Genomic DNA, 16,553 nt, shown 5'->3' on the forward strand with positions numbered 1-16,553 from the left:
TTGAAAACCCTCAGTAAAGGTTTTTCTATCAATTCATTTGAACAACAATTGCAGCTGCATGAAACTTAAATATATTACTCAACAAAATCATCAATGCTGCAATTTTCCAAATCTTTAGCTAGTAGATTTATTTTGCTCAACCTCTGCAATTAAGTAGCGGGAATTTAAGGTGAACATAGAAAAATTTATCCAACGCGCAGAAGTATTGCACAAGCGTTTAGCAGATTTATACCAAACTGCTAGTGTCTTGCCTTGGATTCCACCAGATCTTCTGCCACAGGCTTTTAAGGAACTATATAACACTTCAAAGATAGTGCAGTTAGCGGCAGAGGAACTGCATCAACAAAATGAGGAACTAATACAAACACGTAATTGGCTAGAAGCAGAACGTCAGCACTATCAAGATTTATTCGAGTTAGCACCAGATGGCTATTTAGTAACTAATACAGAAGGTATTATTCAAGAAGCCAACCACACAGCAGCTAAGTTATTTAATGTTTCAAAACATTTTCTGGTGGGCAAACCAATGATTAATTTTGTTCCTCTAGAAGAACGCCAACAGGTTCGTAATGAACTTATACAACTATCCGAATCACCCAGAGGTAAAGAGTTATTAATACGTTTGCAACAAAGTCACGGCGAATTGTTTGATGCAGCTTTGACGGTACTTGTTGTTCGTAATTCCCAAGGAAAAGCAACTTATTTGCGCTGGATGCTACGTAATATTTCTCAACGTCAACCTTTAGAATCAGCAGTAGTCAAGAATAACAGCAGCGACTTGTTTCCCAATTATCCTGTGCAGAAATATTCTAAAGGAGAAACTATTCCTCTCAATCCATTGGTAATTTGGTATGTTTGTCAAGGTTTGGTCAAGTTAAGTACTTACTGTGAAACAGGCGAAGAAATACTATTAGGATTAGCAACAGCAGAAATGGTTTTTGGCAGTAGTTTAACTTCTCTCAACATTTACCAAGCAGTAGCCCTTTCTGATGTTGAGTTGGTGTCAATTTACGCAGCAGAAGTAGCAACTTCCCCAACTCTCAGTCATACTCTTTTACCAAAAATTAATCAACGCTTACGGCAAACAGAATCATTTTTAGTCATTTCTGGAAGGCGACGGGTACAGGAGCGCTTACACTATCTATTACAACTTTTGAAACGAGAAATTGGTGAAACTGTACCGGAGGGAACTCGCTTAAGTGTTCGTTTAACTCATGAAGATATTGCTAGTGCTTGTTGTACTACGAGGGTGACAATTACACGATTGATAGGTAAATTACAAGAAGAAGGTGTAATTGATTTTGATTTAAAAAAACACATGATTTTGAAAAATTTAGATTAATTATTAATACCTTTACAAATAAAAAGTATCCAACTATTTATTGTAAGTTCGGCATCTTGTCTATCTATGATTACGGGCGGGTGAGACGCCCACCCTACAAGAGAAAACTTTTAAATACGGGAGACACAATTTACCGTGTCTCTACATGAGTTTTTTGAGTTTATCTAAACTTAGAATCTGATTTTATCGGCGCAGATAACTAAAATTTGGATCGGGTCTACCAACAAAGCAAGAATGGCTAAAGTTATATTTTTTGATAATCGCTAATGATGTTGTCGCTTCAGATTTATTATTGCCAAAGTCAAACATCCAATGGTTGCCGTCTACAATTTTCCAGCGATTGTTAATTAGATTAACGGTTGTAGTAGCAGGATTAAAAGATACACAATCTTCGCCTTGTAGTGAACCAGAAGGAGCGCTACTATTTATTAATAGATATTTGAGCGATGCTTGTGGTCGTCCAACAAAACAGGATTTATTTATGCCATAGTGCTTGATAACTTTGAAAGCACGTGTCGCTTCATCTTTTTTATTACCAAAGTCAAACATCCAGTGATTGCCATTCTCAACTATTTTCCAGCGATCGCTAACTTGGTTAACGCTAATATTATTAGGATTGAAAGCGATACAGTCTTCTTTAAATGCTTGTGTTTCATTTGTTAATGACACTAGGTTAGAACGATATTCTTGGTTAGTTTTTCTATCTTTTAAAATGATATATATGGATTGGGGAGGTGCTTCACCTTGCTCAACTGCAAACCAAAGAGAATTGAGATCGTTAGGTGAAGAAAATCCACAGAAACCGTAAATTCGCTGGTTGGTTTGGCCATTATAGATATTTACCCAAGTCCTAGAAGAACTATTGTTTTGCCCACAAGGAGGTAAATCTGGTGCTTTTGTAAATAAGTTGTTAGGGAATGCATTCCAGTTAGCTACTGATAATTTATATCTTTGAAAATTCTTGCCCGACACTGTATATGGTTCTGTTCCGATAAAAACTAGTTTTGGTTGAGGTATGGAATTGGATGCAAGATTAAGAAGATTTGTTTTTGTGGTATTCTTGCTCCAGGCATTTGCTATTTGGAAGTTATCATTTGCATAAGCGGCAGCAAAATTAGATAAAATCCATCCAACGCTTAGTAGAGTTGCAAATTTGTTGTATTTTTGTAATTTCATTTTGGCTAAACCTCAAAAATTTATCCTATTTAAAACCTGAACTTCACCCAGAGAAGAGAGAAAGAGAAATGTTATGTTTGTGAATAATTTAGGCTTGTTGTATTAATACAGTTGGTGGATTTATATTTCCATATTTTTTGTTTTTAATTTTTATTACAAGCGGCGAAGACAACTTTGGTATTTATGTAGATTGAGTTACTTAGTCAGGTTGACACAAAATAATGTATATCTGATTTGACAGATATTGATAAAATCACGATCGCATTATTCGGCTATGGACATTGGCAGCACAACTCCATCATCGGGCTACATCTTGGCACTAGACTTAGGTACTACCGGCAACCGCGCTTTTGTGTTTAATGCAGAAGGTAAAATTGTCGGACAGGCATACAAAGAATTGACTCAGTATTATCCACAACCAGGATGGCTAGAACATGACCCTGAAGAAATCTGGCAGGATACTTGCTGGGTGATGGAAACAGCGATCGCCAATGCCAAAATTCCCCCATCAGCGATCGCAGCGTTGGGATTGACTGTGCAACGTGAAACCTGTTTAATTTGGGACAAAACTACAGGGAAACCACTCCATAAAGCGATCGTTTGGCAAGACCGACGCACTGCTCCATTGTGTCAGAAGTTACAACAGGAAGGCTATGCTCCAGAAATTTACGATCGCACCGGATTAATTATCGATGCCTACTTTTCTGCCACTAAACTCAGATGGCTATTAGACAAGTTTACAGATGTGGATCTCAACAACGTCTTAGCAGGGACTATTGATACTTGGGTGCTATGGAAACTCACAGGCGGAAAAGTCCATGCTACCGACCACAGCAACGCCAGTCGCACAATGTTAATGAATCTCAAAACCTGTGAGTGGGATGAGATTCTCCTCAAGTTGTTCCAAATTCCGGCTCAAATTCTGCCCCAGATTCAGCCTAGTTTAGGGGTGTTTGGAGTTACTGATACTACTTTATTGGGTGTGGAAATTCCCATTAGTGCGATTTTGGGGGATCAGCAAGCTGCTTTGTTTGGTCATGGCTGCCATCGTCCTGGTTTAATGAAATGTACTTATGGTACTGGTAGCTTTTTGGTAGCTCACACTGGCTCTCAAATTGTGCGATCGCCCGAAAAACTCATTTCCACAGTGGCATGGACGCAAAGGAATTCAAGCGGGGTTTTGGATGTCGGCTATGCCTTAGAAGGCAGTATGTTTACCAGTGGCGCTTGTATCCAATGGTTACGCGATAGCTTGAAGTTGATTAAAACTGCGGCTGAAACTGAAGCAATGGCAAATCGAGTTACAGATAATGGCGGCGTATATTTTGTACCTGCATTTAGCGGACTGGGCGCACCCTACTGGGATATGAGCGCCAGGGGAGCATTTTTTGGGATTACCGCCAGCGCACAACCAGAGCATTTAGTACGCGCCGTGTTAGAGGCGATCGCTTACCAAGTTGTGGAAGTAGTGCAGGCGATAAATGTATCTAGTGGTACATCGGTTGGGCGATTAACTGTAGATGGTGGTGCTTGCGAGAACGATTTTTTGATGCAATTTCAAGCTGATGTCTTAGGTATTCCAGTTGAACGTCCGATAATGCGTGATACTACCGTTCAGGGTGCAGCATTCGCAGCAGGTTTAGCCGTGGGATTTTGGGAGAACTATGAAGCATTGGTGCAGCAACGGCAGATTGAGTGCGTATTCGAGCCAAAGAGCAATTTATCGAATTTTGCTACTTGGCAAAAGGCAGTCAAACGCACTCTCGGTTGGACAGACTAATACCAATTCGTAATTCGTAATTCGTAATTCGTAATTAAGAAATTTAGGAGTCAACATTACTCAAATTTTGTTCCACATAGCGTGGATCGCGTACTTCTAAGTGCAAAAGCAGTGCTGTAAGTAATCCACCGATCGCTGCCACCCAGAAGGTAGTTTGATAGTTAATATTGTCCGCTATCAATCCGCCTAGTATGGGAGCAATGATGGTGGCAGGAGCGACAAGGGTATTACCCAGACCAATATAGGCCGGTCGTTGGTGCTGGTTACCAAACTCTAAAGTCATTACGGCAGCAACATTTTGGAGAGCGATCGCACCTATTCCTGCTCCTACAAATACCAAGTAAAACCAGTTTACATTTGGTGCTAGGCCAGCTAAAGCCGAACTGATGGCACAGGCAATACAACCAGTCTCCAAAGCTAACTTGTTACCCCAGCGATCGCCCATCCAACCCAAAACCAATCCAGAAATAGTTTGCGTTAGCATCAGTAAAGCAGTAATGAACCCAACAGATTCTTCTCCCATGCCATATCGATGTACGGCATAGAGTGTATAGAAGGGGAGTGGCATCAGTGCTAATTGTGAAATCAGACGTGCGATGGTAAAGTAACGGAAATTGCGATCGCATCGGAGAATCACACTAAGGCTATCCCAAAATTCACGTTTACTCTCAATGGAAGATGATGAGTTACTTATCGGCTCTCGCGTCCTAGACATAAAAAACCAAGATAGAGCCATTGCAAAACTCGCACACAAAAAACAGAGAGCAAAGTTAAATGGTTGGGCAATTTGCTTAAGCAATAAACCAGCTATCACAGCACCACAAACGCTCATCAGATTAGCAGACGCAGTTAAGGAACCGTGAAAAATACCAAGCTTTCCAGAGGGAACAATTTTAGCAACCATGCTCTGCCAAGGAATAGAACTAAATCCGCTGCCTAGTCCCTGCCAAATGAGTATGGCAAATGTTAGTTCTAAGATAGTTTGGTTATTGAGTTTCAAGTCTAACAAAGCGACCAGTGCTAATCCCAGAAAAGGAAGTTTCTGGTGAATTGTTAACAGCATTACAGTCGATTTGTAATATTGTAGTCGAGCTACTTTATCAGCGGTTAATAGCTGAGGTAATTGGTAACCTAAACGTGGAATAGCTGGTATCAAACCGATGAGCAATGCAGAATCGGTAAAACCACTAACAAATAGAGGAATAATCGTGATATAAGAAGCAAAACCGCTTCCTAACCCAAAAAATCCACTTTCAACAACATTAACAGCAAAATTATAACGAAGGTCTTTTTGAATTTCAGAATTGAGCATTTTTAAATTGCAGAAATATGGGCAGCATTTTCAACAGGTTTATGTACTTGTTTAGGCACTTAGTAAGTGCTAAGTACTGAGCAAAAACCTGAATCCCATAAATTGTTCCCAGATGCTCCACTTAAATCACATTCAGAGAATATTTTTCTCCAAAAAATCCAAGTTATTTGTCTGCAATATTTTTGGCAATTTACACCCAACTAACTAGGAATAAATACTCTAAATTGCAATGACGCAAAGTTATGGAAAGAGCAAGAGAGATTTAAAGCCTTTTAAAGATTGTTGAAAAAATGAAGAGTAAATAGTTGTAAATCAGAGTTTCCCTCTTGCATGGTAAGTTTGATTTGGGTCTAAATTCCCGTCTTAAAATTTAATAACTGCTATAGCACTCCCATTCGATTTTTGATACAATTCGCCCCCGACTCAAAAAACCTTCTTTCCTATGGCCTGCTAAGTCAACTAAGTTCAAAAATCAAAGCGGATTACTATAACTGTTTTAAAATACCACTTAACATATAAAGTTAAGATGGCGATCGCATGACTACTAAACCGAAGATTTTCATTGATGGAGAATCAGGAACCACAGGCTTACAAATTTACTCACGCCTCAACCAACGGGATGACATCGAGATAGTTAGCATTGAGGCATCTAAACGAAAAGATGCCACTGAGCGAGCTAAACTGCTTAATGCCGTGGATGTTGTCATTCTCTGCCTGCCTGATGACGCCGCCCGCGAAGCTGTGAGCTTAGTTACCAATACTAGCGTTAAAATTCTTGATGCCAGTACTGCTCATCGTACAGCACAGGGTTGGGTATATGGCTTTCCCGAACTAAATCCAGGACAGCGAGAAAAAATCGCCAGCGCTCAGTTTGTAAGCAATCCCGGTTGTTACCCGACGGGATTTTTGGCTTGTATCCGTCCCTTGATTGCCAAAGGAATTTTAAAAGCTGACTTTCCTATCACCGTGAATGCAGTGTCAGGTTACTCTGGTGGTGGGAAAAATCTGATTCAAAAGTACGATGCTTTCCACGAACAGCAAGCCGGGGGAGAATCGCTTTATCCCTATGGCATCTATGGTTTGCAGTTTGGGCATAAGCACGTTAAAGAAATGCATTACTTTTCTGGGTTAGCATCGCCGCCGCTGTTTGTACCGTCAGTAGGTGATTTTGAACAGGGGATGTTAGTACAAGTACCTTTGCCGTTGTGGATTTTGGATAATCCACCATCAGGTGAGGTAATCTATGAAGCGATCGCTGACTATTACCAAAGTGAAAAGTTTGTCCAAGTTGCTCCATTCAAAGAACCCACGCTTCTCAGAGACGGAACGTTTCTAGATGCCAAAGCAATGAATGGCACCAACTTTGTTCAGATTTTTGTCTTCCCCAATGACGCTACCAAAGAAGCGCTGCTAGTTGCTCGTCTTGACAACTTAGGCAAAGGCGCATCCGGCGCCGCAGTCCAAAATCTCAATATTATGTTAGGTCTTTCAGAAGAGTTGGGATTGTGAGGGTTGGGGGATGGGGGGATGGGAAATAAGTTTGAACGTTGAGGTTTTGAACTAGAACGTTGAGGTTTTGAACTAGAACGTTGAGGTTTTGAACTAGAACGTTGAGGTTTTGAACTAGAACGTTGAGGTTTTGAACTAGAACGTTGAGGTTTTGAGCTTGAACGTTGGGGTTTTGAACTCAAATGTTGAGGTTTTGAACTCGAACTTTGAGCCTCTAAGCTTCAACTTTCAGTTTTAAATCTCCGCGATAATCTTGTAATGGTTCTCAGTCAAAGTATAAGGTTGGCAAACATCGCATCATGATTACTACGAATCGCGTTAAACGCCTGTTACCAATCTTATCGCCATTGATTGCGATCGCATCTGCCCTACTCGTTGGCGCAATTCTCATCTTATGCGCTAGGGCAAATCCCATCGTCGCATACACAGCTTTATTTCAAGAATCCCTTTCTACCTACTTTGGATTGGGTAATACTCTTACTAAAATGACGCCGCTATTGTTCGCTAGTTTAGGGGTATTGGTGGCGTTGCGTGCCGGTCAATTTAATATCGGTGGTGAAGGACAAATTTATCTAGGTGCTTTAGGAAGTACTTTAATTGGGTTATATGTGCAAGGATTACCTGCTTTGATTCACATTCCGCTGTCGTTGTTAGCAGGATTTTTACTGGGTGCGATTTGGGGTTGGATTCCTGGTTACTTGAAAGCAATGCGGGGAGTGAATGAGGTAATCACTACGTTGTTGTTGAATTATATTGCAGTGAATTTAGTTAGCTATTTGGTACAAAATCCTCTGAAAGCACCAGCAGCACCTAGTCCTTATTCGCCACTGATTGCTAAATCTGCTCAGTTACCGATTATTTTACCGGGAAGTCTTGCCCATGCGGGGATTTTGCTGGCGTTGATTGCAGCGGGAATTTTGTGGGTATTGTTAGTGCGATCGCCTTTAGGATACCAAATTTCAGCTGTGGGATTTAACCCGAATGCTGCTCGTTATGCTGGTATTTCCGTACAACGCACTATTATGCTGGTGATGGCGTTAGCGGGTGGTTTAGCTGGGTTAGCGGGTGGAACTGAGGTAATGGGGTTGAAATTTCGGCTATTTGAACAAGTTTCGCCAGGTTATGGATTTGATGCAATTGCGATCGCTTTTTTAAGTCGTGGTAGTGTTTTCGGTGTATTGTTAACTTCCCTATTTTTTGCTGCACTTCGCAGTGGCGCTAATGTTATGCAACGCAGTGCAGGTGTGCCGGTGACTGTGGTTTATGCCATTCAGGGATTAGCTGTGCTATTTATTGCCATCAGTCTCGCCGTAGAACGGCGAATAAACATAGATTAATTTTGTGAATAAAAACAACAGTCTGCATTTGGCAGTTAAAGTAATTTTAGGGGAAGCCTATAACCTCACAAGCCAGGTACATAAAAGATGGTACATAGCTTTACATTTCCACAAGAAATAATTACAAGCATTCAGGAGAGGATAGAATTCCTTGGAAGATGCCTGAATGATGCTAATACGCAAGATAAAGCGATGGCGGAGATAGTTGAGTTGGCTAATAGTCGGCAGATATCTCTTAATCAGCTTAGAGAAGAGCTAAGACAGTATCGATATAAGTTTGATAAGCTAGATCGTCTGCTTGAGGAGTTTATAATAAAATGCAAACAAGGTGAATTAGCTCTTATCCTTTTTGTGAAATACAATTTTCTGCTTAAGGAAATTGTTGTAGATAAATACTGGTACTTTGGGCTGGAAAAAGACAATAGAGAAACAGAAAAAGAGTTGATATTGGCTCATGTAAATTTCTATCAAGAATTTAAAACTCAAGCTGAACTTGATAGTTCTTATAAAGATGATTACATTGTTTTAGAAACATTAAAACATGTCATTCAATCAATGATAAAAGCGAGTTTAAAAGTCAACGTATTATCTGAAGAAGAAATTAATGCGCTGGACTTGGGAGACATAAATCCTCAAGAAACGGAAGTTATGCTGACTTCTCTAGCATCTACGAAAAAATGGGATCAGGTGTACAGAAATCTTGCATAGTCCTAAATTTATTGAAAAACAAGATGTGTTAAGTATACATAATAAGCAGATTAATCTATATGGCGGCTTACCAGGTATACGCGATGAAGGCTTGCTAGAATCTGCTATTTCGCAGCCTCAAGCAACTTTTGGGGGAGAATTTTTGCATCCTACAATTTTTGAACAAGCAGCAGCATACTTGTTTCATATCACTAATAACCATGCTTTTGTAGATGGTAATAAACGAACTGCTTTTGATGTTATGGTCACATTTTTAAACTTGAATGATTATGAACTTAATATGACATCAAAAGAGGCTGAAGAATTGACAATACAAGTTTCTAATAATGAAGTTAATAAGCAAAAGTTAATTGAAATACTGAAAAATCACATCATAGAATTATTTTAAATAATTTAAAATTTAAGTAATTGTCCTTGACCCCAAGCATGTGCAACATAGTGCAGGTGTACCGATGGTATTAGCTTCTAGGATTCAGGGATTAAAGTATTAAGTATGTTATTGCCATCTCTCTGGCGGTAGAATATCAGATAAAAGTAATTGAACCCTAAACCAAGGCAGATTAATTAGGGATCTAAAAATTTGACAATAAATATCTAAAAATTTGACAAATTGCTCCAAATATTTTTTATCCCAATATGATATTGAAGTAAATTTTAATTTTGTTATACAAATATCCTTAGTCAATTTTACTTATTTTTTTATAAAAATATCTACAATTTTGGTAAATCTATCAAAACATTTTCCATTGCCTTTATCAGTTAAATCACATAAGTTGTAAATGTAAGTAGTATTGGTTAAAAATTGATTATCTAAACTTTGACAAGATAAACAATAAAATCCAGAACTACTCACTATTTTGCCAACACAAAAGTCATGGAACAGACTTGATTTTGTCTTTCATATAGCTGTATGAATTTCATTAAATTTATGAAAATAAAGTCTGATTGAAAACTTCCTAAATAAAGTTTTCATTCTTACTGTACTTCGTAAAATTCAAGTCACATTCCTAGACGCTAGCAAGATTTTTCTGCTAAAAATTAGGGGGATTAATCCTGATGACAGATTTAATTAATAGTGGTAGCGGGAACTCCTCTAGTGCTGGAGACAATCCATTAAGAAATTCACCCTTCGGTCGCCTGAGTGAAGTTCTGAGTGATGAAGAATTATCTAATCTATTCAGTGGTGTTGGTAATGGAGAGAATAGCGGTAATCCCTTGGGTGGTGGGGGCGATAATCTACCTTATAATGGTAATCCTTTTGCTGGTGACAACTTTTGGAATATTTTTGCAGGCGGTGTAAATCCATCTGCTGGAGGCGGCGGTCGCGACCCTTTAACTGGTGCTGGTAGTCAAAGTACTAATATCAGCACAACTGAAATACCAGACGGTTTTAATTTAAGAGTTACTATTGACAACCTGGTTAATTCAAGGTTGAACGAAGAACTGGGTGACGATGAAATACCATCATTCGATCCTAGCAAAATCCCATCATTTGATGGTGGTAATGGTGGACAAATCCCATCATTTGATCCTAGCAAAATCCCATCATTTGGTGGTGGTAATGGTGAACAAATTCCATCATTCGATCCTAGCAAAATCCCATCATTTGGTGGTGGTAATGGGGAGCAAATCCCATCATTCGATCCTAGCCAAATTCCATCATTCGGTGGTGGATAAATCCCATTTGCTTAATAAAGACAGCAATTATAATCCTTGAGTAAATCACTCATCGCCACAAGGAAATAATAATGATTTTTTTCAGTACATACTATGCTAATTAGCCATGTTATGCACTGAAAATTTTTACTATAAAGCCTTTAGGCAAAATTTTCTCTCACGTTTACTACCAAAACAATAAAAGCCTTTATTTAAATAAATTTTTGGTTGACTAAAGTGATACTTAGCATAGCAAATAGGAGAATTAATGCTAATGGAAGCATCTGCTATCGATTCCATAAATAATGGGGTTAACACCTTTAATGCAGGCGGTGGTAGCAACCTGTATAACAGTAGTTCCTTCGCTACCGATGGCAATTTCTATGCTGAAGGGAGCCTACTAACAAATGGTAACAATCTTGTTATTGGCAATGGTGGGGGAAATATTCCAGGTGGTAGTATTAACCCTTTTGCTGGCGATGCTGGCAGTAAACTTCAACAATTAATTTTCGATCGCTTGAAGTTAATTCTAGGTGACAATTTTTTTAAGGACGTTGACAAAACATTGGCAGGAGGTACAAACCCATTTCTAAATGGTGGTAATCTAATTTTAGATAGTGGGAATGTGCTTGAGCGATCGCCTTTCGATCCGTTAAGAGAAGTCCTTGGTGATAATATACCTTTTAGTAACAGTGGAAATACATCTAATACTGGTACTCCACGTTTTAATGAGGGTAACGCACCCGTTGGCAATGCTAACAGAAACTTTGGTAAGAGTAACGCAACAATTGGTAATTTTAACTCTGATTATGGCAATAACAGCGCAACCATAGGCAATGGAAATTGGAACTTTAATAATGACAACGCAACCATTGGCAATGGCAACTGGTTATTTGGAAAGGATAATACAAATCTGGGTAATGGTAACTGGTATTGGGACAACGGAAGTAAAAACGCAACGCTAGGAAATGGCAATTGGCACTTCGGCAGCGATAACTCAACTATTGGAAATGGCAACTGGGATTTTGGTAAAAATAATACAATTATTGGTAATGGTAATTGGGTTTTTACCGATGGAAATACAATTATTGGTAATGGTAATTGGCTAACAGATAGCGATAATACAACTACTGGAAACGTCAATAACATCGGTAGCTTAAATTTATCTCCACAGGAAGTCAAGACTGATGTTAACAACTTAATTGACTCCCTCATAGGTAAAATAGGTCAAAATTTTCTGGTATTAACAAAAGATTTTGACGCATCAACTACGCAAACGTTTAACCGACTCATCTCTTCTAAAAATACCGATATTAATAACAGCGATATATCTAACAATATTGAGCAATTTTTGGCATCACTCAATATCATTCCAGAAAATGCCATCGGTTATCAACCTTGGCAAAATCCTCAATCAGTGCCAGAACCAACTTCTTCAGTATCGGTACTAATAATGGGGTTTATGTGTTTGTTATTGTCAATATTCAAAAAACAACAACGCTGTTAAAGTCAACTATCCAAAGCTTCCAAAAAGCCCTCTATAGTTATTCCCGCCTTAGAAATTAGACTTCGCAATGTTCCACGAGCAACTTCCCAACCAACGGCAATAAACATCCCGTCTTCATCTTTAAATATAGTAATCATAAACTTCATAGTTCATCCCTATTTACTAAACTGTAACACCCTCTAGCTCTTCATCTGTCAACTCATACAATTGGCGCAATTTATCTAACTTCTCATCATCGGCTTGCCAAAAACCGCGCCCGTGTGCCTCCAACATTCTGCCTACAATATTGCGGAAAGCTTCGGGATTTGCCTTGCGTAATTTATCTGCCATTTCTGCATCTAAAGCATAAGTATCAGCTGCTTGGTCATAAACCCAATTATCAGTAAAATCGGCAGTACCACCCCAACCGATTAACGCCGTCATACGTTGAGAAATTTCAAATGCACCACCCGAACCTTGATTCGCCATTGCTTGGGCCCATTTGGGATTTACTAATTTGCTGCGATATTCAATTCTGAGTAAATCATCTAAATTGCGAGGCGTAGTATCTTTCGAGAAACTTTCTACAAAACTGGTTGTAACTTTCTGACCGCGTTGTTTTTCTGCTGCCTTTTTCAAGCCACCAGTATTAGCATAATATTCCTGAATATCAGTTAAACCATATTCTACTGAATCGATTTCTTGAACAATGCGATCGCTTGTTTTTAATAACGTATTCAAAACTTCCGGTCTAGCTTGACCTTTATCATTTCTACCATAGCTAAAAACATTCCGACTTTGCCAAGTATTACCCAACTCTTCGCCAGATTCCCAGTTGCCATCAACCACTTTATCATTCACCAAAGAACCAAAATCACCCGCCGGATTAGAAAACAATCTCGCTGATGCATTTTCTACACCTTGCGCCTTCAAAACCAAAGCATGTTTTCTAATAAAATTCTGATCTTCCGGTTCATCAATATCAGCCGCCCGTTGAAACAAATCATCCAACAATTCAATAATATTCACAAAACTATCGCGGAAAATTCCCGATAAATTTCCCAACACATCAATCCGAGGATGTCCAACCTCCGCCAAAGGTTTTAATTCATAACGAACAATTCTACCAGTTCCTTCCTTAACAGGTTCAGCCCCCACCAATTCCAAAAGAATCCCCAAAGATTCACCCTTAGTTTTAATTGCATCCAATCCCCATAACATCACCGCCACAGTTTCCGGATATTTCCCATATTCTTCCAAATGCTGGGCAATAATCTTTCTACCAATTTCCCGTCCCCTTTCATAAGCCCCAGGCGAAGGCATTCTATAAGGATCTAAAGCATGAATATTTCTCCCAGTCGGCAAAACCCCAACCCCATCCCGCAACAAATCACCACCAGGTGCAGGCGGAATATATTCCCCATTCAACCCCCTCAACAAATTCGTTAACTCATCCGTAGATTGCATCAACAAATCCCTTATTAATCTTTCCTCCTCTTCTCTTTCTTCTTTGCGTCCTTTGCGCCTTTGCGGTTCGTTTATTTCTTCCTCCTCCCCAAAATAAGCCTCCAAATACGAACCCAACTCCTCCTCACTCGGCCTTTCCCCCAAAATATGCAACCCCGAAGAAAACAACCGATTTTCTAAAACCTGCAAATACTCATACAACTCCACCAAATAATGCTCAAAAGCATGACCACTAAACATCCGAATATTTTCCGGAGTAAACGAAATCCCCAACTTTTTTGCATCCTCAAACGGACAATCTGCATCTAAACCAGTGTCCACAATTTTTTTACAAATCGCTTCCTTCAGCGCATAATTCTTTTCTGGATCTTCTCGATATTCCGAAATTAAATCTCGCAATGCTACCAATTCCTTATACAAACCTGCACGTCCATAAGGCGGTACATTATGGGAAATCAACACACCATAACCGCGACGTTTTGCCAAAATCGACTCAGAAGGATTATTCGCCGCATATATATATAGATTAGGCAAATCTCCTAACAGAATATCCGACCAAGAATAACCAGTATTCCCCAAAGGAGAACCAGGCAACCATTCCACCGTACCATGCATTCCAAAGTGAACTATAGCATCAGCTTGAAACTCATTTTGCAGCCATTTATAGTAAGCAGCATATTGGGGATGCGGCGTTAAATCCCGTTCAAACATTAAACGCATGGGGTCGCCTTGTATTCCCAAAGGTGGTTGTACACCTATCCACACATTGCCTAATTGCACACCACCAATTTGGAATTCATCACCATAGGTTTTAATACCAGTTCCCGTGAGAGATTTCCATTGTTTTTCGATGCGAGATGTTCGCAGATATCCCAGCCATTTTTCTAATGTGCGGACGTTGACGGACGCGGGGGAAGAGGACGCGGGGACGCGGGGATGGGGAGACGCGGGGATATTATTTGTATCGTTTAAAGATTCATCTGCTTGTTTTACCCAGCGAATTAATTCTTCTCCATCTTCTGGTAAATCTCCGACGGTATAACCTTGGTCTTTGAGTGCAGAAAGAAACTTCAAAAGACTACGAGGCACATTTAATAATGCAGCTGTGCCGACGGCACCGTAACCTGGGGGGAAACCATATAAAATAATCGCAATCTTGCGTTCCGATGCAGGTTTTTGTCGTAAAGCCACCCAACTTTTGACTCTACCAATTAATCGCTGCACCCGTTCGGGAACTAGATAAATATTTTCGCCCACTAAACCGCCGAGGGGAACGGTATCAATTGCGCCATCCAATTCTGGTAAAGCATACAATACGACACTTTGCAAGCCGCCGATACCTTGACGCGTCCAAGAGTAAATATCTTGAATTAATAGTGGTGCTGCAACAATATAAGGTACATTCTTCGCAGTGAGAATGCGCTTTGCTACTTCTACCTGACGCCCTGCTTCCATTGAACCAGCTGGGCCACCCACCAGAGGAAAACCAATTGTAGAAACGATCGCATCCACCTTCACTGCTTCACTAGAAAGTGAGGGAGTCTCAATATTGCGTAATTTTCGTTGCTGACTTTCGTAGTCAGTCGTCATCCAATCTCTTACCGCCACATGTCCTTCCACACCGTTGATGAAAATCGGCAAAGGAATTAACCCAGCTGCTTCAAAACGACGAATCAGTTGCGGAATATAAGGTTGTTTGGTAACGACGTGTTTGCGGTAAAGAAGAATGCCTATAACTGGAGACTGGGGAGTAGAAGACGTGGAGAGTGGGTGACGCGGGGACGCGGAGAGTATTTGTGATACATTTCCTACATTGAACTGTCCCTGCATTCCCACATCCTCTTTCCCCGCATCTCCGTGTCCCCGCGTCCCCGCGTCCTTGTGCCGATACCATTCCAAATATTCACGCGGCGATGCAAAAAACCCTGAATAGTCGGGATGGAGTAACCCCATATTCGGCGTTTCTACTGGTGGGGGAATGTCGCCGACTTTTAAACCTAAGTATTTTTCTGCCAGTGTCCAGAATAATGAAGCGACGTTTTCTGAACCGCCTGCATTCCAGTAACCATAGATAATTAACCAGTTGCGTAAGTCTTGGACTTTTTGTACTGGCACGTATTTGAGGAGTTTCGGGCCAATTTTTAAGAAACTGATGTAACCTGCGAGTTTGTCTTCTTCCCGTCCGTTGCTGAATTTGTCGAGGATGAATTTAACTGGTTTGGGCATTCCTTTGGGTTTATCGCCAATGGCAAAATCACCCAGCTTGGTTAAACTCATCAATTCCAAGGCTGACTCAAACACCAGCCGAATGGGAATTTGGGCAATGCGATCGCGCAACCACACAACTTGGTCATAATCAAATAGTAAGCTGCCGAAAAACACATCCGCACCATCGAGTGCTGCTTCTACTTGTTGGCGTTTGCTTGTAAGATCGCGATCGCTAAATACCCGAATATCCAACTGTGGACAGCCAGAGTTAGCCAAAAAAGCCGCTTTTCTGTACAAGTCAGCGTTAAACGATTCAAACCCAGCAACCAAGACGATGCGTTTCATGCCCGTAAGTTACGAAATATTTCTTCACTTAAATTTTAAACGTGCTTTCAAGCTGATTGTTAAATATCTACCGCCAGATTCAGGTTAATAGACTTGTCCGAAATATTAACTTAGGAAAAGAAAAATGGTAAAACGTTAAATTGAGCGTCTACCATTTTTCGATATTAGTTATGGTTTTTGATTATATCCAGAAATATCCCCACCGGACAAAACAAATTTTAGGGATT

The 16,553-nt window shown here is 40.0% G+C and carries 12 protein-coding genes; 8 read left to right on the top strand and 4 right to left on the bottom strand.

All coding sequences use genetic code 11. The features are described from left to right. Nucleotides 1-169 precede the first annotated feature (169 nt). Nucleotides 170-1,342: a PAS domain S-box protein gene (locus H6H03_RS27280; RefSeq protein WP_190958187.1), complete on the top strand. Its 1,173-nt coding sequence runs from the start codon at nucleotides 170-172 to the stop codon at nucleotides 1,340-1,342. Nucleotides 1,343-1,525: 183 nt separating this feature from the next. Here the strand turns inward: H6H03_RS27280 and H6H03_RS27285 are convergent, their stop codons facing one another. Then, a complete protein-coding gene (locus H6H03_RS27285) occupies nucleotides 1,526-2,518 on the bottom strand; it encodes a hypothetical protein (protein ID WP_190958188.1) in 993 nt (330 codons plus the stop codon). A gap of 274 nt (nucleotides 2,519-2,792) precedes the next feature. On the opposite strand from H6H03_RS27285, the gene glpK reads away from it, so the two are divergent. After that, complete coding sequence (gene glpK / locus H6H03_RS27290) at nucleotides 2,793-4,298, top strand: glycerol kinase GlpK (RefSeq protein WP_190958189.1); 1,506 nt, start codon at nucleotides 2,793-2,795, stop codon at nucleotides 4,296-4,298. Between the two features lie 43 nt (nucleotides 4,299-4,341). Here the strand turns inward: glpK and H6H03_RS27295 are convergent, their stop codons facing one another. Next, on the bottom strand, nucleotides 4,342-5,610 hold the full coding sequence (locus tag H6H03_RS27295) for an MFS transporter (protein ID WP_190958190.1): 1,269 nt from the start codon (nucleotides 5,608-5,610) through the stop codon (nucleotides 4,342-4,344). Nucleotides 5,611-6,147: 537 nt separating this feature from the next. Between H6H03_RS27295 and argC the strand changes: the two genes are divergently transcribed. The 6 genes from argC (at nucleotide 6,148) to H6H03_RS27325 (ending at nucleotide 12,327) form a co-directional block, all read left to right on the top strand. After that, the gene (gene argC, locus H6H03_RS27300) at nucleotides 6,148-7,119 is read left to right on the top strand and encodes an N-acetyl-gamma-glutamyl-phosphate reductase (RefSeq protein ID WP_190958191.1); all 972 of its coding nucleotides are present in this window, start codon (nucleotides 6,148-6,150) and stop codon (nucleotides 7,117-7,119) included. A gap of 299 nt (nucleotides 7,120-7,418) precedes the next feature. Then, the gene (locus H6H03_RS27305; RefSeq protein ID WP_190958192.1) at nucleotides 7,419-8,456 is read left to right on the top strand and encodes an ABC transporter permease; all 1,038 of its coding nucleotides are present in this window, start codon (nucleotides 7,419-7,421) and stop codon (nucleotides 8,454-8,456) included. Between the two features lie 87 nt (nucleotides 8,457-8,543). Beyond that, nucleotides 8,544-9,164: a hypothetical protein gene (locus H6H03_RS27310; protein ID WP_190958193.1), complete on the top strand. Its 621-nt coding sequence runs from the start codon at nucleotides 8,544-8,546 to the stop codon at nucleotides 9,162-9,164. Beyond that, nucleotides 9,157-9,552 (top strand): type II toxin-antitoxin system death-on-curing family toxin, encoded by a 396-nt coding sequence (locus H6H03_RS27315; RefSeq protein WP_190958194.1) that lies wholly within the window; start codon nucleotides 9,157-9,159, stop codon nucleotides 9,550-9,552. The genes H6H03_RS27310 and H6H03_RS27315 overlap by 8 nt, the downstream gene beginning before the upstream one ends. 668 nt (nucleotides 9,553-10,220) lie before the next feature. Beyond that, the gene (locus H6H03_RS27320) at nucleotides 10,221-10,841 is read left to right on the top strand and encodes a hypothetical protein (protein ID WP_190958195.1); all 621 of its coding nucleotides are present in this window, start codon (nucleotides 10,221-10,223) and stop codon (nucleotides 10,839-10,841) included. Between the two features lie 253 nt (nucleotides 10,842-11,094). Next, a complete protein-coding gene (locus H6H03_RS27325; RefSeq protein ID WP_190958196.1) occupies nucleotides 11,095-12,327 on the top strand; it encodes a hypothetical protein in 1,233 nt (410 codons plus the stop codon). Nucleotides 12,328-12,329: 2 nt separating this feature from the next. Here H6H03_RS27325 and H6H03_RS41480 read toward each other — a convergent pair whose 3' ends face one another. Both H6H03_RS41480 and bchH read right to left on the bottom strand, forming a co-directional pair. Continuing rightward, the gene (locus H6H03_RS41480; RefSeq protein WP_277926186.1) at nucleotides 12,330-12,464 is read right to left on the bottom strand and encodes a hypothetical protein; all 135 of its coding nucleotides are present in this window, start codon (nucleotides 12,462-12,464) and stop codon (nucleotides 12,330-12,332) included. Between the two features lie 25 nt (nucleotides 12,465-12,489). Then, a complete protein-coding gene (bchH, locus tag H6H03_RS27330; protein ID WP_190958197.1) occupies nucleotides 12,490-16,326 on the bottom strand; it encodes a magnesium chelatase subunit H in 3,837 nt (1,278 codons plus the stop codon). Nucleotides 16,327-16,553: the final 227 nt, after the last annotated feature.

It is taken from the genome of Nostoc paludosum FACHB-159 (genome assembly GCF_014698835.1).
GTDB lineage: Bacteria > Cyanobacteriota > Cyanobacteriia > Cyanobacteriales > Nostocaceae > Nostoc > Nostoc paludosum.

Coding starts and splice junctions, on each gene's coding strand:
- H6H03_RS27285 (WP_190958188.1), bottom strand. CDS start 2,518: ATGAAATTACAAAAATACAACAAATTTGCAACTCTACTAAGCGTTGGA.
- glpK (WP_190958189.1), top strand. CDS start 2,793: ATGGACATTGGCAGCACAACTCCATCATCGGGCTACATCTTGGCACTA.
- H6H03_RS27295 (WP_190958190.1), bottom strand. CDS start 5,610: ATGCTCAATTCTGAAATTCAAAAAGACCTTCGTTATAATTTTGCTGTT.
- argC (WP_190958191.1), top strand. CDS start 6,148: ATGACTACTAAACCGAAGATTTTCATTGATGGAGAATCAGGAACCACA.
- H6H03_RS27305 (WP_190958192.1), top strand. CDS start 7,419: ATGATTACTACGAATCGCGTTAAACGCCTGTTACCAATCTTATCGCCA.
- H6H03_RS27310 (WP_190958193.1), top strand. CDS start 8,544: ATGGTACATAGCTTTACATTTCCACAAGAAATAATTACAAGCATTCAG.
- H6H03_RS27320 (WP_190958195.1), top strand. CDS start 10,221: ATGACAGATTTAATTAATAGTGGTAGCGGGAACTCCTCTAGTGCTGGA.
- H6H03_RS27325 (WP_190958196.1), top strand. CDS start 11,095: ATGGAAGCATCTGCTATCGATTCCATAAATAATGGGGTTAACACCTTT.
- H6H03_RS41480 (WP_277926186.1), bottom strand. CDS start 12,464: ATGATTACTATATTTAAAGATGAAGACGGGATGTTTATTGCCGTTGGT.
- bchH (WP_190958197.1), bottom strand. CDS start 16,326: ATGAAACGCATCGTCTTGGTTGCTGGGTTTGAATCGTTTAACGCTGAC.